Consider the following 21,302-nt stretch of genomic DNA (forward strand, 5'->3'; position numbering starts at 1 on the left):
AGCTGAAAAAATTCCTCTTTCATTGAGTAATAAAAACTCTCAATCTGTTACTTGAAAAACTTCAGAATCTATATTTAATATTTTTTATAAATCTTGATGATTAAAGTTATCTCTTAGACCATGCATATGATAATTAGCATGTATACCATCAATATCTTCTGCTAATATGCTATGCATGTACCATCCATGCTCTTGTAGCATATTTTCTTCCCATGCATCTAAATCCTCTTCTAAATCTTCATCAAGCAAATTCGGATCATACCACACGTCCTCGTAATCTCCAGCAATTAAAAATCTCCAACCAGATGGTAACCCTAAATACTTCTTTATTTCAGGTGCCCATTCATCAATATGTTGAACGTGTAAAGGAAGAAAGAAATCTTCTTCTGTCCCCATTTCTTCACCAGCCCAAATGTACCAACCTGTCGTTCCGTTTTCTACAGGCATTCGTAACCCATTAATTGGAACGGTACCACTTTTCACATTTTGCGCTATTCCTAACTTAAAGTTATCTGGTATTCTACATACTCCGCCCCATATTTTTCACATATGCGTAGTTGCTCTTTTATGCATTTCTTCATCCTCTTAGCATACTCCTCATTTTTTGAAATATAGATTTCTTTGCTGAAGCACGCTCTAACTTCCATAACCCGCACGGATTATAAAATGAATCCTCTTGTTCATAACGATTATCTATATAATGAGATAGATGATACACAGGAGCATTTTCTGTGAAGTTAATTGTATCTCCATCTTTCAAATTAGGTTTTTCCAATATATTATGTAGGTTAAAATCATTTAATAAATCTACAGCTACTTCCGGCTCTATTCCTCCGTCTAAAACAACGTCTGGTAGATTAAATGCTTGCATTCCACATGAATAATAACCGTCCTCTTCATCTCCAACTAAAGTTACAAGATGTGAATACATAGGGAAGATTTCCTTATCCTCTGCAAGCTCTTGCCATTCTTCTTTTGAATAAGCTACACCTGCTGTTTCAACTTTTAAAGCAAGTCCACCTGCATTTAAAAGTTCCATTCCTACATCAATTACTTCTTGTAACCTCTCTGTATCGTCAACTTTTGCAATAACATACACTGTATAAGTATGCTTCTCCAAATCCCGAAGCAATTCTTCATCAAAACGCTCACCACTTGCATAGAAGAAAGCCTCTCTCAAAGAAGGATCTTGTTCATATATATCGATTTCAAAGCCAATCTCCTTCTCCTTATGGTGCATACTATTCCCTGCTAACATATAGTTACTTTTACTCACAACTTCTTGTATTAATTCTGTTCTATCTTTCCATAAACCAGGTACTCCAATAACGATTTGTGTCTCCATTAACATGCTCCCTTTCCAATTAAAATCACTACAATATTTTGGATGATAAAAAAGCATAGCTGAATTACTAAGCACATTCTACTAATCTTCTTTAAAACCCTTAAGAAATACGTAGTAAGCATTTCTTATATATATTGCTCTATATAAAATCCTAGTTATTTCTATATTGTATTTTATACTATCTATTAATTAGCGCTACTTACTTTCATTAAAAATCTAATGAATTCTAGAAAGAAACTCAACTAAAGAACATAAGGTTTTAAAGAAAAAATATCTATTCCGACTCTTTATCGACACTTTTCGATTTTCTATTTCATAATCACTCAAAATGAATTACAATATATTCATACAAAAAGATATCGTAAACTAAGTGTAATATCTACCTTGTTTATTAGTATTAAATAAACAAAAAATCCCGTGTCCAAACTCAACACGGGATTTTTTCATTTACTAACAATCCGAAAATAAGCACGAACCGTCAACAAATAATAACCAATATAAATAACGCTATACACGCCAATGCTAATTAACAACGGGACTGCAATTTCATATGGAATAACTGTCGCTAATCCTTTCAGCGCAAATAAAGTGTGTAATATACCAAGTACTAAAGGAGTGAAGAAGATAAATCTCATTTGTTTTGCGATTGCCTTTTTCATTTCTTTTTTCGTAACACCGAGTTTTCCAAGAACGATGTACCGTTCACGGTCTGCATGTGCTTCTGTTAATTGTTTGAAGTAAATGATAGATCCTGTTGCAAGTAAAAATACAAGTCCTAAGAACATACCACTAAACATCATTAAACCTGATATTTCAATACCATCACGGAAAATAGTATAGAAATCACTGAATTGTTCTCTTCCTTCTGCATCTTCTTCCGGTATTACTTTCTTTAATTTCTCTGTTAACACTTTACTATTTCTTTCATCTTTCACATCAATATTTTTCACAGTATGAGCTCCAATTGCCTTCTTCGCTTGCTCATACACTTCATCCGGAACGACAACTAGAAGTTCATATAAGTTTGTAATATTTTTTGCTTGTACATCTTTCACTTGTACTGGTGCTACTTCTCCAATTGGGAAGATAGCTTCTCGATTTTTATATACGCCACTATCCCTCTTCCCTTCACTGTACATGCCATCAAATGCATACGCTTCTGTCTTCTTTAAAGACACAGTTTCTTCATTTAAATACTTTGCAATTTTATTAAATGCTGACTGTGCGATAATTTCAGTTGTTCTTGCATGTAAACTATCTTTATTTGAAATATTATCACCGTATTCACCTATCACTTTTACTGTCTCTAACTCATATTGATGAATGACTTCATTCTTTTCTTCTTTTAAAATCTCATTCACTTTACGATCCACATGATTATCTTTCACTTCATATGAATAACTAACTGGCTTATATTTTTTTGCTTGCATGTATGTGTTGTAATACATCGTAACAGAAGTTCCAACCGCCGTTAACGTTACTGCGCTTAATACTGCAATCGTCGCTAACGATTTCGCATTTCCTTTAATGCGGTATAGTAACTGAGATGTCGTCACAATTTGCATTCCGTTATAGAATGAAGATTTTTTGTTTCGCACTCTTTTTAATACAAAGACTGTAAAGAACATAAATAATAAATATGTTCCAAGTACTGTTGCTAATAAAATGTAAAGAGCAAGTGGCATAAAGTTATCACTGTTTGCATTTTTAATAGCCGTTACTGATAAGAAATACCCTGATCCAATTAATAATATAGAAATGATAGCCATTATTTTAGAACCTTTTGGCATGACTTCGCCTTCGTTATCTGCACGGAATAGCTCAATTAACTTAAATTGATAAATAACGCGGTACCCTTTAAACGATGTGTATAAAATAATGAAACAAAAAATAACTGCTGTATCTATAACCGCTCCAATCGGTACTTCAAAGTGAACTTTTACACCTAACTCCATCATATTTACAAGTAAATTCAGGAACCCTTTTGAAAGTAAACTACCTATTATAATTCCGATTACTAACGATAATAACCCCATTAACATGTTTTCATAAAAAAGCATTTTACCTATTTCTTTCTTTCGAATACCAAGTAAAGAATAAAGACCTATTTCTTTCTTACGCTTTCGTGTAAAGAAACCATTCGAATATATAATAAATATAGCAACGAAAATAATAAGCATTACACTCGCAAGCTGGAATCCTCGTCCTATGTTATCTCCAGCTTCACTTATTTGTGAATTGTATTGCAACGCCTTAAACGTAAAATAAATGACAATACTAAAAATCATAGACGCAAAGTATATAAAATAATCTTTAAAATTTCGTTTTATATTCCGAAGTGCAATGCTAGATAAGTTCATTTGTAGCACCTCCAGATATGGAAGACATCACATCAATAATTTGTTGGAAGAATTGTTTGCGTGTCATACCCCCGCGGTGTAATTCTTTATATAACTTGCCATCTTTAATAAATACAACACGTTTACAATAACTTGCCGCAAATGCATCATGCGTTACCATTAAAATTGTTACACGATCTTTCTCGTTTAATGTTTTCATGCTTTCTAATAAATCTGTCGCTGACTTTGAATCAAGTGCACCCGTTGGCTCATCCCCAAAAATCATGCTTGGATTTGTTACAATCGCTCTTGATGCTGCACAGCGCTGTTTTTGTCCACCTGATGCTTCATGCGGATATTGATTTAAAATATGATCTATTCCAAACTTCTTCGCAATCGTCTCGACTCGTAATTCTACTTCTTTCGCCTTCACTTTTGATAAAGCGAGTGGCAGTGCAATATTCTCTCGTACTGTTAACGTATCTAACAAGTTATAATCTTGAAAAATGAATCCTAAATGATTACGACGAAATAGCGCCAATTCATCATCATTCATCTTCACAATATCTTTTCCATCAATTAAAATCTCACCTTTTGAAGCTGTATCAATGGTAGAAAGGACATTTAAAAGTGTCGTCTTACCAGAACCAGACGGTCCCATAATACCGACAAACTCTCCTTCTTTTACCTGTAAATGAATATCTTTCAACGCTTCAAACGTATTCCCGCCTGTATCATATATTTTCGAAATCCCTTTCGCCTCTAACATTGTTTTCATCTATCTGTACCTCCTGTTATGATTCTTGATGTTCTCTTTAAGCAACAGAATTCAGTATAGATACATTTTCTTAACAAATAGTGACGGGGTTTCTTAATATTTTCTTAAAAAAGAAATTTAATAATCATAAAAAAGCCTGCAGTTGTTACACTGCAGACTTTCAAATGTTTAATAAATTGATTAACCTAAATATGCTTGTTGTAATGCCTCTAAACCATCTTTATAAATTCCATGGAATAGATTAATTGCCTCTTCATCAGTAACCGCTACAGGAGTGAAGCTACCAGACCATTCAACTAATGATGTGTTAGCATCTTTACCTTCTTTCACACGAATTGTAGATAAATAGTTTGTCACAGGGAACGGTGCTTGCATAATTGAATATGTGTAGTAGCGCTCTTTCTCATTAAATGCTTCTAAACGCTCTACAATCGCATCGCCATCAGGATTAGCTAAATGGCGTACACGCCCGCCTTCCGTTACTTTACTGCTAGGAATATACGGTAACCAATCTGGAAGTGCATCAAAACCTCCAATTAATTTCCATACTTGTTCAGGTGAAGCTGGAATTTTAATAGATGTAATAGTGTTTGCCATTTTCATTACGCTCCTTTTTATTTAACGTTAATTGGTAGTGGTGCATGAGCTGCAACTAGTTTTTGTTCACGCATTTCTTCCCAGAACGCTGCCGGAATCACTGTTTTCAATGCAGCTTGGTCTTCTGCAATTCGTTCCGGTTTACTTGCACCAGGAATAACAGCTGTAACCGCTGGGTTAGCCAGTGAAAACTGTAAAGCAGCAGCTTTAATGCTAATTCCATGACGATCTGCAAGGTTTTTCATTTTATTAACTTTTGCAATGATTTCTGGTGACGCTTTTTGGTATTCGAAGTGAGCACCTCCAGCAAGTACACCTGAGCTATATGGTCCACCAACAACAATGTCCATATTGTTTTTTACAGCTGCAGGCATTACGCGTTGTAACGCACGCTCATGGTCTAATAATGAATAGCGACCCGCTAGTAAAGAAACATTTGGTTTTGCTTCTTCTAAGTCCAGCATAAGTTCAATTGATTCTACTTTGTTTACTCCAAGGCCCCAGCCTTTAATTACACCTTCATCACGCAATTGAGTAAGTGCACGGAATGCTCCTGTTCGAGCAATTTCAAATTGTGAAATCCACTCATCTCCATAAAAATCTTGTGCTACATCATGAATATAAACAAAATCTAGACGATCTGTTTTTAAACGTTTTAAACTATCCTCAATAGAACGAAGAGTTGCATCCGCACTATAGTTATTGATGATTTTATTTTTACGACCAAATTCGAATAGTCCGCCCTTTTCACCTAAATCACGTGTAGATGGATCTTCCAATTCATCTGAAATAATTCGACCTACTTTTGTACTTAAGAAGTAATCATCACGATTTCGTTTCGATAGTGCTTCACCAAGACGAATCTCTGCTAAACCAGATCCATAAAGTGGCGCTGTATCGAAGTAACGAACACCATTATCCCAAGCAGCATCCACTGTTGCGATTGCTTCTTCTTCTGGAATATTACGGTACATATTACCTAGTGGTGCCGTACCAAAACCAAGTGTGCCTTTTAATAAATCTTTCATTTAAAATCTCCTCCTAAAATCTATTTAAAAATAATGAATGGATATCAATTAATGTGAAAAGGAATGACTGATCAAAAGCGATATAAAGGGTTCGAACAGTCAGAGAAGTATGCACTCCAAAGCACGATAGTTATTAAAAAAACATAGATACTTTGTAGTTTCATATTACTCATGTCCCTCTTACGTATGTAATTATGTCTCATCTAAGACCCAATAAAAAGTACGCACTTTAAAGTGTTATAGATACTAATAAGTAACAATTTTATGTTTCAACGTCTGTAGCTCCAAAATAAAATGATTAAAATTGATTTTATTAAAAAAATCCACTATTCCTGTGGAGGTCACTATAGAAGTTATCAGTGGAAAATGGAAAGTTAGTATTATTCCTTATAAAAAAAAGGCAAAACGAACCGAAGTATGTTCGTTTTGCCTTTTTATCTTCTTTAAAATATTACATTACATTTCGAACAAAAAGGAGCAGAATTTCCTTTTCTAATTTTCGAATCACATTTTGGACAATATACATATCGCTCTTCTATCTTTTGCCGCTCTATCATATGTAAGGATACTATTCTCATACTACACATAACCCCAATTAATATAAGACTAACAATGAGTAGCATAACTCTCACTCCCCTTCTACATGTTACCATAAAATAACAAACCCGATTCTCTCATCAAGAATCGGGTTTATACTTACAGTCCTAACTTTGCCTTTGCACCGTCAGGAATTTTATCTATCGTTACTTGCACTTTATCATGTAAAAACTGTCCTCTTGTAAGCACATGCCAGTACGAACCTTTTTGTAATTCACCTACTCCATCAATCGTTACTTCTTTTTCTTTCCCATCCTTATCGTAAGCTTTCACCGTATATTCACGGCCTTTATTTCCACCTAACTCTTTTCCATCCGTATCAATAATTGCATAATGATTCTCTATATCAAGAAATGGGTTCATCTGATCTAGCAACTTACTTCCATTTAATAAATATGCCGCCCCTGCGACAATAACAAGTAATGCTCCAAAAATAAATCTTTTCATCTATATTCCGCCTTTCATTATGTTTTCTTTAAGATGTTTCTAAGTATAGAGCTTATTTCTTAATAAAAACTCGTACGGTTTCTTAACATTTTCTTAAACTAGAAGTGAAATATTAATTAGAAAGATCAAAACAATAAAAAGTAATTTTTTACACCGTCATTGACGAAATTACACTTATAGTGTAATTTTACACTGTGTTAAAAAAGGAGCTGCATGATGAATAAACAAGAATTTATTGAACTCGTTAATTCAAAATTAAAACTCATCCGTGTTGAAAATGATTTATCACAAGATAAAATGTCAGAAATTATTGGTTTATCGAAGAAAACATTAGTGGACATTGAAAAAGGAAGACGCACACTAACATGGTCAGGTGCTGTTTGTGTCGTAACACTCTTTGAGCAGAGCGATACAGTCCAGATGACATTTGGGGATGATGTGAATGAGATTATAAAAACAATCGCTTTTACACATTACAATACAAACTTCCCGAAAACTTTAGGAGGAAAAGTGTGGTGGCGACAAATAAAAGAATTAAACGGTTATCAAATACAACAAAATATTTTATCTCAACATTATAGAATTTTAGATAAAGAAGACCGTAGAATATGCCATTCATTCGAACTAGATGAAATTGAACAACGATTTATGGAAATGGCAAAAACATCTCAATAAAAATATTTTATTTATACGAAATAATGAAAGGAATAAAAGGATATGAAAAAAATAATGATTACAACGTTATCCCTTGGCCTACTACTTGGATTATCAACTGTTGTTCTTGCAAATACAGGCTCAAAAACTGAAAGTTACGCGGCGGAGCTTGCGCATTTCAAATTAACTAACCCTAATATCACTCGCTCAGAAGTACATTCAATCATGAAGCAAAGAGAAGAGTTGGATGAACTATATAAACAGGTAGATGTATTAGAACTAAATTATGGCATTCGTGTTGATAATACAAAAGATCCTCATACAGAACCAAAACACCGTGATGATTTACCAAAGTATCAGCGTGAGAAATGTATTCAGCTAAGTATCAAAATTTTGGAAAAAGAGCTTCAATTTTTAGATACTCAATATAAAGCTGGCCTCATAAAAGGAGATGTTTATACAATAGACAAAAACAATTTTAATCACTTTAAAGACAAAGAGTTGCAAGAACTAAGTCAATAAAATAAATTCCGGAGTATAATTCAAATGAAGAAACAGATACATATCACTATTTTAAATACGTTAATCATTAGCACGTTAGTATTCAATTTATTTATTTTCACATCAAGAATGAGCTTTTTGCCTTGGTATATTGAAGATGGCTGGGGATACTTAGGTTTAATATTTACATCCTTTATTTTCTTAATTGCCTTCTTTATGTCCTGGCAACTTCACAAAGGTGGAGAAATCACGGCCTTACAAAAGTTCATTCCACTAGCTTCTGCCATACTTTCAATCTTCGTTCTAATCACTCCATCAAGTGATTTTATGACGATATTAGCTAATCTGATCAATACAATCCTATTAACACTTTATATAACCGTATTTCAGACAAAGCCTAATGTAAGTGATAAGGAGCTATTACACTAAAAGGGAGAGTTATTCTACAAAATAACTCTCCCTTCTATACTACTCTCAATAAGTCTAAACCTTCATTCTACTTACTCATCACTGTACTTCTTCTTTGCCTATACACATAAACACCACTCGCAATAACAAAAACAAGCCCGCCAAAATACACGCCATACTCTATCGCGATCGCTACAATCTTGTTAATGTGTTGTCCAAATAATGAGCCGAGCACAAAGTAAACGAGTGTCCAAACAAATCCTGTCGTATAAGAATACAAAGCATACATCTTAAATGACATGTTATTCATTCCAACTAAATACGGCACGATATGTCTTACAACCGGTATGAAATAACTCGTAATTAGTGCGTAATGTCCGTATGCCTCGACCATTTCTTGTGATTTTATAAAATACTTCGCCTTCTTCTTTTTCATTAATTTATGGAGTACTTTTGTCCCAAATATTTTCCCTAGTATATAACCTAAAGAAAGCCCGGATACAACACCTAAATATGTTAATAAAAACGCAGGAATAACACTTAATATACCTAATGAAGATACGAAACCACCGCTCATCACAATCATTTCATCAGGAATTGGCATACCGATAATTCCTAACCATAAACAGAAAAATAATGCCCAATACCCGTACTGTTCAATGTATGATAATAATTCATGTAATTCCATTATGCATATGCTCTCCTTAGCTCTTTTTTACAGCTAAAGACGTAAGCTGGCGGGAAATTGAGCCACACTTTTTCTAATGTAATTTCAGGGAAGAAATGCTGTATAAAGCCTTTTTTCACAAGTGAATATTGAAATGTTATGAATTCCCCATTCTCATGTATCGCTTCCATTGCATTGTTTAAAATACGTTTTGAAACTTCTTCTGGTAAAGAAGTAAAAGGCAATCCTGATAAGACGTAATCAATGCATTCCATATTGAACTCTTCCATATACTTCTTTATATTTTCAGCTGAACCGTGTACAACAATGACGTTCTGCTCATCTTTAAATTTTCTCTTTAGCTCTTTGCAAAACACTTCATTAATTTCAATAAGAAGAAATATTGTTTCCTTCTTCTTTCTCTTCATAATTTCTTTCGTAAAAACTCCTGTACCAGGACCTAACTCTACAATGCATTTCGCTTTATTAAAATCAATTACATCTACCATTTTCTTTGCTAATATTTTTGAACTTGGCGCAATGGCACCAGTATGTTTCGGATGTTTAATAAATTCATGTAAGAATGTTATGAGTTGCATGTAAACCTCTCCCCATTCGTTCAATAGTTTTTAACTTGTGTCTAAGTATAACTATTGTTTCTTAATAAAAATTGAGGAGATTTCTTAAGATTTTATGAAGAATAAAAAAACAGCTATCGCCTATAGCGATAGCTGCCCCTTATTACTTCGCACTCACGATCTTATAATAAGAACGAACTGTTAAGAAGTAATATCCAATATAAATAGCGCCGTATACTCCGATACTAATTAGAAGCGGAATCATAATTTCAAATGGTAGTATGTTCCCTAAACCTTTTAATGCAAACAAGCTGTGCAGGATTCCGATTACTAACGGAATCGCAAAAATAAAGCTTACTTGTTTTGCAATCGCTTTTTTCATTTCTTGTTTTGTGACCCCTATTTTGTGAAGTACAACATAACGCTCACGATCAGCATTTGCTTCTGTTAATTGTTTAAAGTAAATGATAGAACCTGTTGCTAGTAAGAATACAAGTCCTAAGAACATTCCGATGAACATCATTAGTCCAGTTCCTTCAAGCCCCATATGGAAACCAGTGTAGAAGTCTCTAAATGGTGGCACCATTTCTGATTCACCAGCTGGCATCACTTTTGCTAATTTTTCCGTTAACACTTTACTGTTTCTTTCATCTTTTACATCGATATTTTTTACAACACGTGTTCCAAATGCTTGCTTCGCTTGCTCATACATTTCATCTGAAACGACAACAACTAGTTCACCTAAGTTTGTAATTGCATTATCATTTGCGTCTTGAATCGCCAATTTCTTCGTTTCATTTCCAATTTGGAATACCACTTTATTCCCTTTATATTGAGGGCTAAACTCATGCCCTTCAATATAAGAACTATCATATATAAATGCTTCTCCTGCAGCTACATTCACTGTTTCTGCATCAATTTTTTTAGCAAGTTTATTAAATTCAGATTGAGACATAAATTGATATTTCTCTGAGATACTGTAGTTCATATTAAGGATGAAATCAACTTTATCCCCTTCAAACTTTCCTTTTACAGGAACCATTTCAACTTCAAATTGATCTTTTACAGGATGATTTTCTTTCTCTTCAGCAAAAATCGCATTTACTTTCTTATCTAATTCTGCATCTTTCTTCTCATAAGAGTAGCTGTATGGTGCAACTGCTTTTGATTGTGTAAATGTGTTGTAATACATCGTAACTGACGTACCAACTGCTGTTAATGTTACCGCACTTAAAATAGAAATTGTCGCAAGTGACTTTGCATTTCCTTTAATACGATATAGTAACTGTGACGTCGTTACCATATTCATACCGTTATAAAACGATGACTTATTATTTCTTGAACGTTTCAATACGAATACTGTAAAGAACATAAATAGTAAGTACGTACCTAATACTGTCGCAAGTAAAATATAAAGTGCAATTGCCATAAAGTCTGCATACTTAACTGCCTTCATAAACATTAATGCTAAGAAATAACCTGAACCGATTAAGAAAACTGAAATTAATGCCATAATGACTGATCCTTTTGGCATTGCTTCTCCTTCACGTTCCGCACGGAAAAGTTCAATTAATTTAAAGCGATAAATTAAACGATATCCTTGGAGCGATGTATATAAAATAATCACAAGGAAAATAATTGCTGTATCAATAATGGCAGCCATCGGTACTTCAAAATGAACATTTAAGTTTAAGCCCATCATACTTACTAATAACTCAAGGAATAGTTTTGAAAGGACACTACCGATTGCAATCCCAATTACTAATGACATTAGTCCCATTAACATATTTTCATAAAAGAGCATTTTACCAATTTGTCTTTTACGAATACCTAATAACGAATATAAGCCAACTTCTTTTTTACGTTTACGTGTAAAGAATCCGTTCGAATATATAATGAACACTGCTACGAAAATGATAAGCATCACACTTGAAACTTGAAACGCACCGCTAATTTTTTTAGAGGCTTCCGCTGCTTTTTCCATTTGTGAATTATATTGCAGTGCTTTAAATGTAAAGTAAATGACGATACTAAAAATCATAGATGCAAAATATACAAAGTAGTCTTTAAAGTTCCGCTGTATGTTGCGGAGGGCAATGCTAGATAAGGTCATCAGCCATACCTCCAGAAATAGAAGACATTACGTCAACGATTTTTTGGAAGAACTGTTTACGCGTCGATTCACCGCGATGCAATTCTTTATATAGTTCACCATCTTTAATAAAAATAACTCGTTTACAATAACTCGCCGCAAATGCATCGTGTGTTACCATTAAAATGGTAGAGTTATCATATTCATTTAACGACTTCATACTTTCTAATAAATCTGTAGCTGATTTTGAATCAAGCGCTCCAGTTGGCTCGTCCCCGAAAATCATACTTGGATTTGTAACGATTGCACGTGATGCGGCGCAGCGCTGCTTCTGTCCACCAGATACTTGATATGGAAACTGACTTAAAATATGATCGATACCAAACTTTTTCGCAATTTCAAGAACACGTCGATCAATTTCATTTGCCTTTACTTTCGATAAAGCAAGAGGTAACGCAATATTCTCTTTCACTGTTAACGTATCTAATAAGTTATAATCTTGGAAAATGAAACCTAAATGATCGCGGCGGAATAACGCAAGCTTATCATCATTCATCTTCACAATATCTTTTCCATCAATTAAAATTTCACCGTCCGTCGCATTATCAATTGTAGAAAGAACATTTAGTAACGTCGTCTTACCAGAACCCGACGGTCCCATAATTCCAACGAACTCACCTTCTTTTACTTGTAAGTTAATGCCCTTTAACGCCTCAAATTTATTTCCACCTGTGTCATATACTTTTTTAATATTTTTTGCTTCTAACACTGTTTTCATCTCGACATCCCTCATTTCTTCTATTCTCTATTTTCACTATATACATTCTCTACTCTTGCCACTATCGATGTTTCTTACACAAACATGACAGTTATGTAAGGCACATAAGTAAAGACATCAAAAATTTAACGTAATGAATCAAAGTACTTTGTTACTATAACATTGGGATATCATACCATCCATTCATTCTCCTTACAGGAACATTACAATTTTGTAAGGTGAAAAAGCTACCTACAAAGTTGTGCACGAAATGTCGGATGGAGCTATTTCGTTCCTGCTATTCTATGTACAGAGGAGGTCATAATATGGATTCACTTAAAAATATGAATGCAGCAATGCACTATATTGAAGATAACCTTACGAATGAAATTGATTTTAAAGAAGTTGCGAGGCTAGCACTCTGCTCCGAGTATCACTTTAAAAGGATGTTTTCATTTCTAGCTGGCATATCGCTGTCAGATTACATTCGCTGTAGACGTCTTACTCTCGCTGCCTTTGAACTAAAAAACAGCAATATAAAAGTCATTGATGTTGCTATAAAATATGGCTACAATTCACCAGATTCATTTGCACGTGCATTTCAAAATTTGCATGGCATAACGCCTTCAGAAGCTCGAAGTACTAGTCATTCTTTGAAAGCTTATTCACCAATGACCTTCCAATTATCCATTCAAGGAGGAACTGAAATGAACTATCGAATTGAAGAAAAAGACTCATTTCGAATTATAGGTATTACAAAACGAGTGCCAATCGTTTTTAACGGTGTAAATGAAGAAATTGCTTCTATGTGGAAAAGTTTAAACCCACAGTCCATTCAAACATTAAAGATACTTTCAAATGTGGAACCAAATGGAATCATTAGTGCTTCTACAAATTTTTCTGAAGGAAGAATGGAGGAAAAAGGCGAACTCGATCATTATATTGGAGTAGCCACAACGAAAGATTGTCCAGAGCAATTCGCGCAACTTGAAGTCGCAGCTTCAACATGGGCTATATTTGAAGCTGTCGGTCCATTTCCTGATGCATTACAAAATGTGTGGGGACGTATTTATTCTGAATGGTTCCCTTCTTCAAACTATGAACTAGCAGGAGGTCCGGAAATATTGTGGAATGAAAGTAAAGAGATATCCTCGCCGAATTTCAGAAGCGAGATATGGATACCTGTTTTAAAAAAGTAATATAAGAGTCTAAACCTTTTCAAAATAAAAAAGCTGCTCTTCCTTTTTAAAGGAAAAGCAGCTTCTTTATTTTATCCCGCTATTTGCGGGCAGTAAAACTCCCACCTCAAAATTCAGGTGAAGCAAAGAAGTTAGGTGGGAGATAAACTGCCCGTAAACGCCCGATTGGTAAGGGCTAATAATCAGCGGGGGGATGAACCCCCCCACTGATTAAAGTTTCACTTTATACTTCTTCTCGACTCGTTCTTATACAAGAAAATAGTAATAATCGTAAGTACTATAACAACGACAAAAGTAAATACTCTGTCGTTCGAGATAGTACCGGTACCGATTAACAAGGCAGGTATAACTGCCATAATTAAGCCACCAAACATACCGATAAACGATCCTATACTTTGTTTTATTACTTGAGTTTCTGATACCCAATCATAATAACCAAATCGATTATTAGTAAAAATTCCCCATACTGCCGAAAAGAGTGAGTATGTTATCGGTGTTATTACGATGAAAAGAGAACTCCAAATATCTAGTTTTAACCCAATTATTAGCAATACGGCACTAATAAGTGATGCAGGTATACTCAATGAAAGATTCATAAGAATTTTACTGTCATAAACCATCTTTGGCGCTATAGGCAATGACTTAATAATCCATACATTTTTTCCTTCTAAAGACAATGACACACATGTTGTACACGTCATTGAAATCGCTGCTGCAATAGCAAATGGAGCAATCTTTTGCAACAAGGGCTCAATTCCAGGGTACGCTATTAATTGACTTGGCCCTACTACAACTACAGCTAACGAGAAAGCTATCGCCATCACGACTCCCATTCCACTATTTATGACATACACTGTAGAAGAGAAGAAACGTTTCAGCTCTTTTTTATACAATGCGACCAATACACTTTCTTTTCTTATACTATTAATCTCATAATTTGAAAGCATATGATAAGTGGAAATCCCTGTGTTTATTTGCTTATATTTTAACGAAAGTATTTTTACAAAAAGATAATACCAACTAACTGATATCCCGACGAATAAGATGAAAGCTATAATATCAGCATGAACAATTGCTTTTTGAAACATGTTAGCTAGTGGATACACTTTAGTTAATTGCTCCGAAACAATTGCACCAATTTCGTTCATATCATTAAGGCTATATTGAGCATTTCCGTTTTTTAGCATAAAGAAACCGAATGTAATAATTACTATAAAACTTAAAATCGTAGTTATTTTATTCGCATTTTTAAATTTAGAAGCGATTGCCGTAATCGCAGCTCCAAAGATTGCTGCAATTGTTGTTGGAATTAAAGATGCTATAAACATACTGATGAACCACATAAAGTAAAAAGAAACTGATTGATTTTCATGTATGCCATAAACAACTCCCATCGGTAGCATGATTATGATTGAAAAGATTGTATTCAGCAAGTATAAATACAAAAATCTACTTGCAATAACAGTACTTACACGAATCGGCAATGACATTAAAAAGTCGTAATCCTTAAAAGCAAAAATTTCTCCATTTGCCTTAAATATAGTGAAAAACAACGTTAATACACTGCTAATAACTAGTGCATAAACGGGAATAATTTCACTCATTCCTAGTTTCACCAATCCATATGCCGAGGCTCCGCAATATAACATTAGCATGACACCAACTAGAGCAATAGATGCTGTCAGCAAAATCTTATTCTGCTTCTTTTTCTTATCTTTTTCATATTTAAAAGTGTTTAGACCGAGCTGCGTTATTAACCGGATTTTTAAAAGTCCTAAACTATTAGTATTCATTAGCAAGCTCCTTCATAAAGAGTTCTTCCAATGAACTTTCCTTTATTAAAGAATGCACTTCTCCTGAAAGTGCTAATTTCCCTCTATTTATCATCGCTATTTTATTACATAACTTCTCCGCTACATCTAAAACGTGCGTAGAAAAGAAAATCGCACTTCCTTTTTCACAAAGCTCTTTCATAATACCTTTCAAAACTACGGCTGCTTTTGGATCAAGACCAACGAAAGGTTCATCTAAAACTAATAATTTCGGTTTATGTAAAACCGCCGATATAATCGCTACTTTTTGTTTCATGCCATGCGAATAAGAAGATATTAAGTCTCCCAAGTAAGGTGTAATCTCAAAGGCATCCCCATACTTCTGGATCTGTTCTTCCCGATCCTTCGCCGGCACTTTAAATACATCCGCAACAAATTTCAAATATTGAATTCCTGTTAATTGCTCATATAAATCTGGATTATCAGGAATATACGCCATTACTCTCTTACATGCAATCGGATCCTTTTTTACTGAATGTCCATCAATAAAAATTTCGCCCTCTTCAAAATCTATAACTCCTACTAACGACTTAATTGTTGTACTTTTCCCCGCACCGTTATGTCCAATAAATCCAAAGATATCTCCTGCTTTAACAGTAATATTTAAATGATTTACTGCTTTCTTTCCACCTTTGTATGTCTTACTAAAATTTATAATTTCTAACATGTAAAATCCCCCCAAGTCATCTTTTAAACTGAATTTTCAGACCTTGAAACAAAAAATTTACTCAGTGAGCTTTTCATTATCCCCACTGAGTATTAAAATCTCTTAACACATAGAAACTATAACTATAAAATTTGATTAATATAGCTCACAATTGTATTTCTTTTTTATATAAAACGTAAGAATATAAATTCGTTATAATAACAGCAACTACTATAATCCCCAGCATCATATAAGATCTCCAATCAGCCGGAGCGAAAACACTTATAATCATAATAATTCCTAAAGCCACAAATACTTTTCCACTAAATCGATGTGTTTTCCGCCACACTTCTTCATTACTTAACGTCCATGGATTACGCATCCCGACAAAAAAGTTTGGCTTACACTGTGGTAAATAATTACCCATTACTAAAAATAAAACACCCACTAATAATTCTGGAACCCGATTAATAAATAAGTTATATCCTAATCCACTTGTAATAATATCTATATTCCCTACAAATAGTAGCAGGAGTACCCCATTATTCATCATCATAAAAGCTTTAGAAAATTTCTCGTAATTTGCTTTTCTTGGATCAATCTTAGGTATCACATTTAGAAATATATATAATGCAATCATAATTCCGACCATAGAAATCATTCCGTAAAATTTAGACGAATAGCCATCTACCTTACCGCCGCTCCAATGTGTCGCAATTGTATCCGGCAAATGTGGCCAAGCAAACGCCCAAGCTAAACAAGTTGTAACAATTAATATAATTGCGAAAAGATGTTTTTTCATTTCCCCTCTTCCCCCTTATTTGTAAACGTAAACACCCAAGTCAACAAATCTTGAAAGACAGTTGTGTTTAAAGAGTACACAACGAATTGCCCTCTTTTTTCATCTTGAATAAGTTCAGCATTTTTAAGTGCACTTAAGTGGTGTGAAATACTTGGTTTCGTCATATTGAAATGTTCGGCAATTTCACCAGCGGTTAGATCACCTTCTTTTAATAAGTCTAAAATTTTTCGCCTTGTTGGATCTGCTAATGCTTTGAATGCTTGATTCAATGTCTTTCTTCCTTTCGATAATTAGACATTTAGATATTTATCTAAATGTTAAAATGATTTCAGTTAATTGTCAATAATATGTAAGGCCCTTTTTACTTTTTCCACTTTTAACCTACATTAATTACTTTATAGAGTAAAACTGTAAAGATGGAAGAAATACGAGGGATACAAAATAAAAAAAGCTCTTCTAACTAAAGGAAGAGCTTCTTTTATTTAAATTTTATCATTTTATTAACAAACGAAGAAATCCAAAAGATTATTAAACTTATAATAAAGGACATACCTACTATCGTTCCGAATGCATTTAACCAATAACTAATCATGCTTTCACACACCTAGTTTGGATTCTATTAAATATAATACGAAATTATTCATTCTTTGTAGAGTCCTTTTGGACAGTTTTATGCGTCATGTCCACTGGAATTTTCGTTGTCCAAGTTCCTTCCGTTCCTCCAATTCTGTTAATATTAATATGTACAGATAAGAAGTCTGGGAATTTTTCACCTTCTAACGGTTCAAAAACAACTACTCCCTCTGGTTTGTCGTGCGCAGCTAACACCGTTTCAAAACTCTTTCCTGTTTGATCAGTTAAGTAAAAAATACTTGCCTCTGGTGCATCAGGATTACCCATACGATCTTTTTGATAATTATCGATATGAGTGTTACTAAGAAAATGCAAATATTGCACAGCATTAAATTTCTTATTTTCATAATGTGGACTCTCTACTTGTTTCCCGTCTTCTTTACCATCAGATTTAATATCAAGCCCAGTTGTATTAAATTCATATGGAACGAGCGAACCATCTTGTTGTTCAAAACGATAATAAACAAGTATTTTGGCATCTTGAATTAATATTTCTTTTATATGAAGAGTAATACCATTATCGACTATTTTTTCATTTAGCTGTATAGACTTTCCATCCGCAGCATCCTTTTTAACTTGATCATTAATCATGTCATTTAATTTTACTTCCGGTTTTACAAAATAAGAATTGTTTAATGCCATTGTACTCGTCGGTATAACGACAGCCGCTATTAAACCCACTATTAATAATTTCTTTTTCGTTTTCTTTTTGCTATCTTTTTTATACATTTGACTAAAGGATTGATAAGCATGTTCTTTAACTTCTTTAGGGACCTCTTGTTTCATTGCTTTTTTAAATTCATTTGAAAACGACATTTGAATTAGATTCCTCCTCATCTATTTCTATACTAGATTGATTCCGAATTTTTTCTAACGCTCTGTGAATTCTAGACCTTACTGTACCTATAGGGATTTGTAATAGTTCTGCAATTTCTTCATACGTATAATCGTGGTAAAAGCGATACACGATTACTATTCTAAATTTAAATGGAAGTTCTTGTATCACCGTTAATAACTGCTCTTCTGTTTCTTTTCTTAATAATACTTTTTCGGGAACGTCTACAACTGGATCATCACGTAATTGTTGTTTTTCAAATAAGCGCATCCTCTTCCATATATTTTTTCTCCACTGACTAATCTGTTTGTAAACAATTCCATTCAACCAAAATAGAAACGGTCTAGATTGATCATATGTTGAAATAGATTTCCAAAGTTGAAAGTAAACTTCATTTACGATTTCATTTGTATCATGCCGATTTTTAACTATAGCGAAGACAGTTTCATATATTCTCTGACTCGTTAAATCAAATATAAATTCAAAAGCCTCCTCATCACCTTTTAATAAACGTTCTATCCAGATATGTATATCTTCATTACTTGCCAAGTAGTGCCCCCTCCTTAACGATGTTCTCACTATATATTGGACAGTAAGCAAAATAAAGTTCCAAATTTCATAAAAAATATATTATTTTTTATGAAATTTCATCTATTTAAAAGGACAATACATTCAGTTATCCCTATAATACTTTTTACTTTTCTCACTTTTAACCTATACTGTTAACTAGCTTATATTTCAACATAATGAAAAGACGTGAAACACATGGTACACTATAGCTACAATTGTTTTTTTGAGGAGGAATATACATATGTATAAAATTTTAATCGTTGAAGACGATCCAAATATTTCATCATTACTGCAATCTCACATTCAAAAATACGGGTACGACGCTGTTGTTACTGAAAACTTTGATGATATTATGGAATCGTTTAACGCCGTGAAACCACACCTTGTTTTACTTGATGTGAACTTACCGAAATTCGATGGATTCTACTGGTGCCGTCAAATTCGTCATGAATCTACTTGTCCAATTATTTTCATTTCAGCGCGTGCTGGTGAGATGGAACAAATTATGGCGATTGAAAGCGGTGCGGATGATTATATTACGAAACCGTTCCACTACGACGTTGTAATGGCAAAAATTAAAGGTCAATTGCGCCGTATTTACGGTGACTATGCACCAAATATTTCTGAGCGTATCGTTGAAGTAGAAGGTTTAAAACTATTCCCTGAACGTCCAGAAATTCACTTCGGATCTGAACAAGTTCTTTTAACGAAGAAAGAAGCAATTTTAGCCGAAATGTTATTATCTAAATTCCCTCGTACAGCGAGCCGTGAAGATTTATTAGCTGCTCTTTGGGATGATGAGAGCTTCGTTGAGGAAAATACATTAAACGTAAACATCACGCGTCTTCGTAAAAAGTTCAATGAGCTTGGTATTGAAAATGCTATTGAAACAGTACGTGGACTTGGGTATCGTTTTAACGCAACTTGGAGTGAATAAGCATGAAGCTATTTTTACGTGATCATTTTACATTTTTTCTACTGTACGTATTAAACTTCGGTATCATTTTCGTTCTCTATGATGCAGTAGATGGATTTCAAAATAATAAGTTTTACTTCATCGTTTTAAGCTTATACTTATTTATTTGTTTCCTTGCTTATCGTTACGTTCGTAACCGTAGAATGTATCATAGATTAAGTGAGCAGCCAGAAAAAATGGAAGATGCGTTTATTGAAAGAGCAACCGCTCCGATGCCTCACGGTGTAAATGAACTCGTGCGTACGCAATACCGTCTCTTCCAAAAAGAACTACAATCGTATGAAGTAAAACAACAGGAACATCAATTGTTCATTAACCATTGGGTGCACCAAATGAAGACACCTGTTTCTGTTATGCAGCTTATGGTACTGGAGATGGAAGACGAACATTTAATTCCGAAATTCAAAAAAGAGTTAGAGCGTCTAAACCAAGGACTTGATATGGCTTTATACATGGCTAGGTTAAATAACTTCCATGAAGATTTCCATGTTGAGACGATTTCATTAAAAGATACGGTAACAAAAAATATTAATGGATTAAAAGAACTATTCATTCGTAATGGTGTCTTCCCTGTTTTAGAAGTACATTCTGATCTAAAGGTTGCTTCTGATGCGAAATGGCTAAAATTTATTATCTATCAGTTAATGACAAATGCAGTCCGTTACTCTGGTGAGCGTGGAAAGAAAGTGTTCTTATCCGCTTATCGAAATGGAAAAGATATTATTCTAGAAGTTCGCGATGAAGGCGTTGGTATTCCGCAAGAAGATATTCGAAGGGTATTTGAACCATTTTACACTGGGAAAAACGGTCGTACATTCGGAGAATCTACCGGTATGGGGCTTTATATTGTAAGTAAAATTTGTGATTATTTAGGTCACTCCGTCAAACTAGATTCTGAAGTTGGTAAAGGAACGACGATTAAAATCATCTTCCACAATGCTGCGAATAATCAAGCAGAGAATGTAGAGAAGGTGACTGAATCATGATCAGAACATATGCTAGCAAAATGTATGAGAACTCA

At 34.0% G+C, this 21,302-nt stretch carries 23 protein-coding genes and 1 pseudogene; 6 read left to right on the top strand and 18 right to left on the bottom strand.

Annotated elements, in window-relative coordinates:
• Positions 1 to 87 precede the first annotated feature (87 nt).
• The 8 genes and pseudogenes from JDS98_RS10900 to JDS98_RS10935 form a co-directional block, all read right to left on the bottom strand.
• Positions 88 to 581: pseudogene (locus JDS98_RS10900) on the bottom strand (immunity protein Imm33 domain-containing protein); the annotation flags it as partial.
• Positions 578 to 1,345 (bottom strand): DUF4261 domain-containing protein, encoded by a 768-nt coding sequence (locus JDS98_RS10905; RefSeq protein WP_142345856.1) that lies wholly within the window; start codon positions 1,343 to 1,345, stop codon positions 578 to 580. The gene JDS98_RS10905 and the pseudogene JDS98_RS10900, both read right to left, overlap by 4 nt.
• A 443-nt stretch (positions 1,346 to 1,788) precedes the next feature.
• The gene (locus JDS98_RS10910; protein WP_199632126.1) at positions 1,789 to 3,705 is read right to left on the bottom strand and encodes an FtsX-like permease family protein; all 1,917 of its coding nucleotides are present in this window, start codon (positions 3,703 to 3,705) and stop codon (positions 1,789 to 1,791) included.
• Positions 3,692 to 4,462 carry an ABC transporter ATP-binding protein gene (locus tag JDS98_RS10915; RefSeq protein WP_098911443.1) on the bottom strand — a complete coding sequence of 257 codons (771 nt, stop codon included), beginning with the start codon at positions 4,460 to 4,462 and terminating at the stop codon, positions 3,692 to 3,694. Before JDS98_RS10915 ends, JDS98_RS10910 begins: the two co-directional genes overlap by 14 nt.
• Before the next feature lie 180 nt (positions 4,463 to 4,642).
• Positions 4,643 to 5,059, bottom strand: a complete 417-nt coding sequence (locus JDS98_RS10920) for an SRPBCC family protein (RefSeq protein WP_087970499.1) — start codon at positions 5,057 to 5,059, stop codon at positions 4,643 to 4,645.
• 17 nt (positions 5,060 to 5,076) lie between these two features.
• Positions 5,077 to 6,087 carry an aldo/keto reductase gene (locus JDS98_RS10925; protein ID WP_199633885.1) on the bottom strand — a complete coding sequence of 337 codons (1,011 nt, stop codon included), beginning with the start codon at positions 6,085 to 6,087 and terminating at the stop codon, positions 5,077 to 5,079.
• Positions 6,088 to 6,530: 443 nt separating this feature from the next.
• On the bottom strand, positions 6,531 to 6,710 hold the full coding sequence (locus JDS98_RS10930) for a hypothetical protein (RefSeq protein ID WP_087970497.1): 180 nt from the start codon (positions 6,708 to 6,710) through the stop codon (positions 6,531 to 6,533).
• A 73-nt stretch (positions 6,711 to 6,783) separates the two neighbouring features.
• Complete coding sequence (locus JDS98_RS10935; RefSeq protein ID WP_087970496.1) at positions 6,784 to 7,131, bottom strand: YxeA family protein; 348 nt, start codon at positions 7,129 to 7,131, stop codon at positions 6,784 to 6,786.
• Between the two features lie 216 nt (positions 7,132 to 7,347).
• Here JDS98_RS10935 and JDS98_RS10940 point away from each other — a divergent pair, with 216 nt between their 5' ends.
• The 3 genes from JDS98_RS10940 to JDS98_RS10950 are packed head-to-tail and all read left to right on the top strand — an operon-like array spanning position 7,348 to position 8,715.
• Complete coding sequence (locus JDS98_RS10940; RefSeq protein ID WP_098911445.1) at positions 7,348 to 7,806, top strand: helix-turn-helix transcriptional regulator; 459 nt, start codon at positions 7,348 to 7,350, stop codon at positions 7,804 to 7,806.
• 42 nt (positions 7,807 to 7,848) lie between these two features.
• Positions 7,849 to 8,307 carry a hypothetical protein gene (locus tag JDS98_RS10945; RefSeq protein WP_098911446.1) on the top strand — a complete coding sequence of 153 codons (459 nt, stop codon included), beginning with the start codon at positions 7,849 to 7,851 and terminating at the stop codon, positions 8,305 to 8,307.
• A gap of 24 nt (positions 8,308 to 8,331) precedes the next feature.
• Positions 8,332 to 8,715: a hypothetical protein gene (locus JDS98_RS10950; protein WP_098911447.1), complete on the top strand. Its 384-nt coding sequence runs from the start codon at positions 8,332 to 8,334 to the stop codon at positions 8,713 to 8,715.
• Positions 8,716 to 8,782: 67 nt separating this feature from the next.
• Here JDS98_RS10950 and JDS98_RS10955 read toward each other — a convergent pair whose 3' ends face one another.
• The 4 genes from JDS98_RS10955 to JDS98_RS10970 form a co-directional block, all read right to left on the bottom strand.
• Positions 8,783 to 9,382, bottom strand: coding sequence for a DedA family protein (locus tag JDS98_RS10955; RefSeq protein WP_098911448.1), 600 nt, complete (start codon positions 9,380 to 9,382; stop codon positions 8,783 to 8,785).
• The gene (locus tag JDS98_RS10960; RefSeq protein WP_098911449.1) at positions 9,382 to 9,960 is read right to left on the bottom strand and encodes a class I SAM-dependent methyltransferase; all 579 of its coding nucleotides are present in this window, start codon (positions 9,958 to 9,960) and stop codon (positions 9,382 to 9,384) included. The genes JDS98_RS10955 and JDS98_RS10960 overlap by 1 nt, the downstream gene beginning before the upstream one ends.
• Positions 9,961 to 10,102: 142 nt before the next feature.
• The gene (locus JDS98_RS10965; protein WP_087970495.1) at positions 10,103 to 12,052 is read right to left on the bottom strand and encodes an ABC transporter permease; all 1,950 of its coding nucleotides are present in this window, start codon (positions 12,050 to 12,052) and stop codon (positions 10,103 to 10,105) included.
• Complete coding sequence (locus JDS98_RS10970) at positions 12,039 to 12,809, bottom strand: ABC transporter ATP-binding protein (protein ID WP_000859662.1); 771 nt, start codon at positions 12,807 to 12,809, stop codon at positions 12,039 to 12,041. Before JDS98_RS10970 ends, JDS98_RS10965 begins: the two co-directional genes overlap by 14 nt.
• Positions 12,810 to 13,114: 305 nt before the next feature.
• Here JDS98_RS10970 and JDS98_RS10975 point away from each other — a divergent pair, with 305 nt between their 5' ends.
• Positions 13,115 to 13,987: an AraC family transcriptional regulator gene (locus tag JDS98_RS10975; protein ID WP_000377676.1), complete on the top strand. Its 873-nt coding sequence runs from the start codon at positions 13,115 to 13,117 to the stop codon at positions 13,985 to 13,987.
• A gap of 218 nt (positions 13,988 to 14,205) precedes the next feature.
• On the opposite strand, the gene JDS98_RS10980 is transcribed toward JDS98_RS10975, so the two are convergent.
• From JDS98_RS10980 to JDS98_RS11005, 6 genes are all read right to left on the bottom strand, one after another.
• Positions 14,206 to 15,780, bottom strand: coding sequence for a putative ABC transporter permease subunit (locus JDS98_RS10980; protein WP_199633886.1), 1,575 nt, complete (start codon positions 15,778 to 15,780; stop codon positions 14,206 to 14,208).
• A complete protein-coding gene (locus tag JDS98_RS10985) occupies positions 15,770 to 16,486 on the bottom strand; it encodes an ABC transporter ATP-binding protein (RefSeq protein ID WP_199632123.1) in 717 nt (238 codons plus the stop codon). Before JDS98_RS10985 ends, JDS98_RS10980 begins: the two co-directional genes overlap by 11 nt.
• A gap of 145 nt (positions 16,487 to 16,631) precedes the next feature.
• Positions 16,632 to 17,267, bottom strand: a complete 636-nt coding sequence (locus JDS98_RS10990; RefSeq protein ID WP_000716342.1) for an SdpI family protein — start codon at positions 17,265 to 17,267, stop codon at positions 16,632 to 16,634.
• Positions 17,264 to 17,536 carry an autorepressor SdpR family transcription factor gene (locus tag JDS98_RS10995; protein WP_001070532.1) on the bottom strand — a complete coding sequence of 91 codons (273 nt, stop codon included), beginning with the start codon at positions 17,534 to 17,536 and terminating at the stop codon, positions 17,264 to 17,266. Before JDS98_RS10995 ends, JDS98_RS10990 begins: the two co-directional genes overlap by 4 nt.
• A 367-nt stretch (positions 17,537 to 17,903) precedes the next feature.
• Positions 17,904 to 18,716, bottom strand: a complete 813-nt coding sequence (locus tag JDS98_RS11000) for a DUF4179 domain-containing protein (RefSeq protein ID WP_098710978.1) — start codon at positions 18,714 to 18,716, stop codon at positions 17,904 to 17,906.
• Positions 18,700 to 19,284 carry a sigma-70 family RNA polymerase sigma factor gene (locus tag JDS98_RS11005; protein WP_000157855.1) on the bottom strand — a complete coding sequence of 195 codons (585 nt, stop codon included), beginning with the start codon at positions 19,282 to 19,284 and terminating at the stop codon, positions 18,700 to 18,702. Before JDS98_RS11005 ends, JDS98_RS11000 begins: the two co-directional genes overlap by 17 nt.
• A gap of 262 nt (positions 19,285 to 19,546) precedes the next feature.
• Between JDS98_RS11005 and JDS98_RS11010 the strand changes: the two genes are divergently transcribed.
• Complete coding sequence (locus JDS98_RS11010) at positions 19,547 to 20,242, top strand: response regulator transcription factor (RefSeq protein WP_000276732.1); 696 nt, start codon at positions 19,547 to 19,549, stop codon at positions 20,240 to 20,242.
• A gap of 2 nt (positions 20,243 to 20,244) precedes the next feature.
• On the top strand, positions 20,245 to 21,267 hold the full coding sequence (locus JDS98_RS11015; RefSeq protein WP_000765359.1) for a sensor histidine kinase: 1,023 nt from the start codon (positions 20,245 to 20,247) through the stop codon (positions 21,265 to 21,267).
• Positions 21,268 to 21,302 lie beyond the last annotated feature (35 nt).

It is taken from the genome of Bacillus cereus group sp. N11 (assembly GCF_016483605.1).
Lineage (GTDB): Bacteria > Bacillota > Bacilli > Bacillales > Bacillaceae_G > Bacillus_A > Bacillus_A toyonensis.

Excerpts from the sequence above, each read along its gene's own strand:
- JDS98_RS10905 (WP_142345856.1), bottom strand. The coding sequence starts at position 1,345 with ATGGAGACACAAATCGTTATTGGAGTACCTGGTTTATGGAAAGATAGA.
- JDS98_RS10990 (WP_000716342.1), bottom strand. The coding sequence starts at position 17,267 with ATGAAAAAACATCTTTTCGCAATTATATTAATTGTTACAACTTGTTTA.
- JDS98_RS10970 (WP_000859662.1), bottom strand. The coding sequence starts at position 12,809 with ATGAAAACAGTGTTAGAAGCAAAAAATATTAAAAAAGTATATGACACA.
- JDS98_RS10975 (WP_000377676.1), top strand. The coding sequence starts at position 13,115 with ATGGATTCACTTAAAAATATGAATGCAGCAATGCACTATATTGAAGAT.
- JDS98_RS10920 (WP_087970499.1), bottom strand. The coding sequence starts at position 5,059 with ATGGCAAACACTATTACATCTATTAAAATTCCAGCTTCACCTGAACAA.
- JDS98_RS10980 (WP_199633886.1), bottom strand. The coding sequence starts at position 15,780 with ATGAATACTAATAGTTTAGGACTTTTAAAAATCCGGTTAATAACGCAG.
- JDS98_RS10960 (WP_098911449.1), bottom strand. The coding sequence starts at position 9,960 with ATGCAACTCATAACATTCTTACATGAATTTATTAAACATCCGAAACAT.
- JDS98_RS10965 (WP_087970495.1), bottom strand. The coding sequence starts at position 12,052 with ATGACCTTATCTAGCATTGCCCTCCGCAACATACAGCGGAACTTTAAA.
- JDS98_RS10955 (WP_098911448.1), bottom strand. The coding sequence starts at position 9,382 with ATGGAATTACATGAATTATTATCATACATTGAACAGTACGGGTATTGG.
- JDS98_RS10910 (WP_199632126.1), bottom strand. The coding sequence starts at position 3,705 with ATGAACTTATCTAGCATTGCACTTCGGAATATAAAACGAAATTTTAAA.
- JDS98_RS11000 (WP_098710978.1), bottom strand. The coding sequence starts at position 18,716 with ATGTCGTTTTCAAATGAATTTAAAAAAGCAATGAAACAAGAGGTCCCT.
- JDS98_RS10945 (WP_098911446.1), top strand. The coding sequence starts at position 7,849 with ATGAAAAAAATAATGATTACAACGTTATCCCTTGGCCTACTACTTGGA.
- JDS98_RS10925 (WP_199633885.1), bottom strand. The coding sequence starts at position 6,087 with ATGAAAGATTTATTAAAAGGCACACTTGGTTTTGGTACGGCACCACTA.
- JDS98_RS10985 (WP_199632123.1), bottom strand. The coding sequence starts at position 16,486 with ATGTTAGAAATTATAAATTTTAGTAAGACATACAAAGGTGGAAAGAAA.
- JDS98_RS11010 (WP_000276732.1), top strand. The coding sequence starts at position 19,547 with ATGTATAAAATTTTAATCGTTGAAGACGATCCAAATATTTCATCATTA.
- JDS98_RS10930 (WP_087970497.1), bottom strand. The coding sequence starts at position 6,710 with ATGCTACTCATTGTTAGTCTTATATTAATTGGGGTTATGTGTAGTATG.
- JDS98_RS10935 (WP_087970496.1), bottom strand. The coding sequence starts at position 7,131 with ATGAAAAGATTTATTTTTGGAGCATTACTTGTTATTGTCGCAGGGGCG.
- JDS98_RS10915 (WP_098911443.1), bottom strand. The coding sequence starts at position 4,462 with ATGAAAACAATGTTAGAGGCGAAAGGGATTTCGAAAATATATGATACA.
- JDS98_RS10940 (WP_098911445.1), top strand. The coding sequence starts at position 7,348 with ATGAATAAACAAGAATTTATTGAACTCGTTAATTCAAAATTAAAACTC.
- JDS98_RS11015 (WP_000765359.1), top strand. The coding sequence starts at position 20,245 with ATGAAGCTATTTTTACGTGATCATTTTACATTTTTTCTACTGTACGTA.
- JDS98_RS10950 (WP_098911447.1), top strand. The coding sequence starts at position 8,332 with ATGAAGAAACAGATACATATCACTATTTTAAATACGTTAATCATTAGC.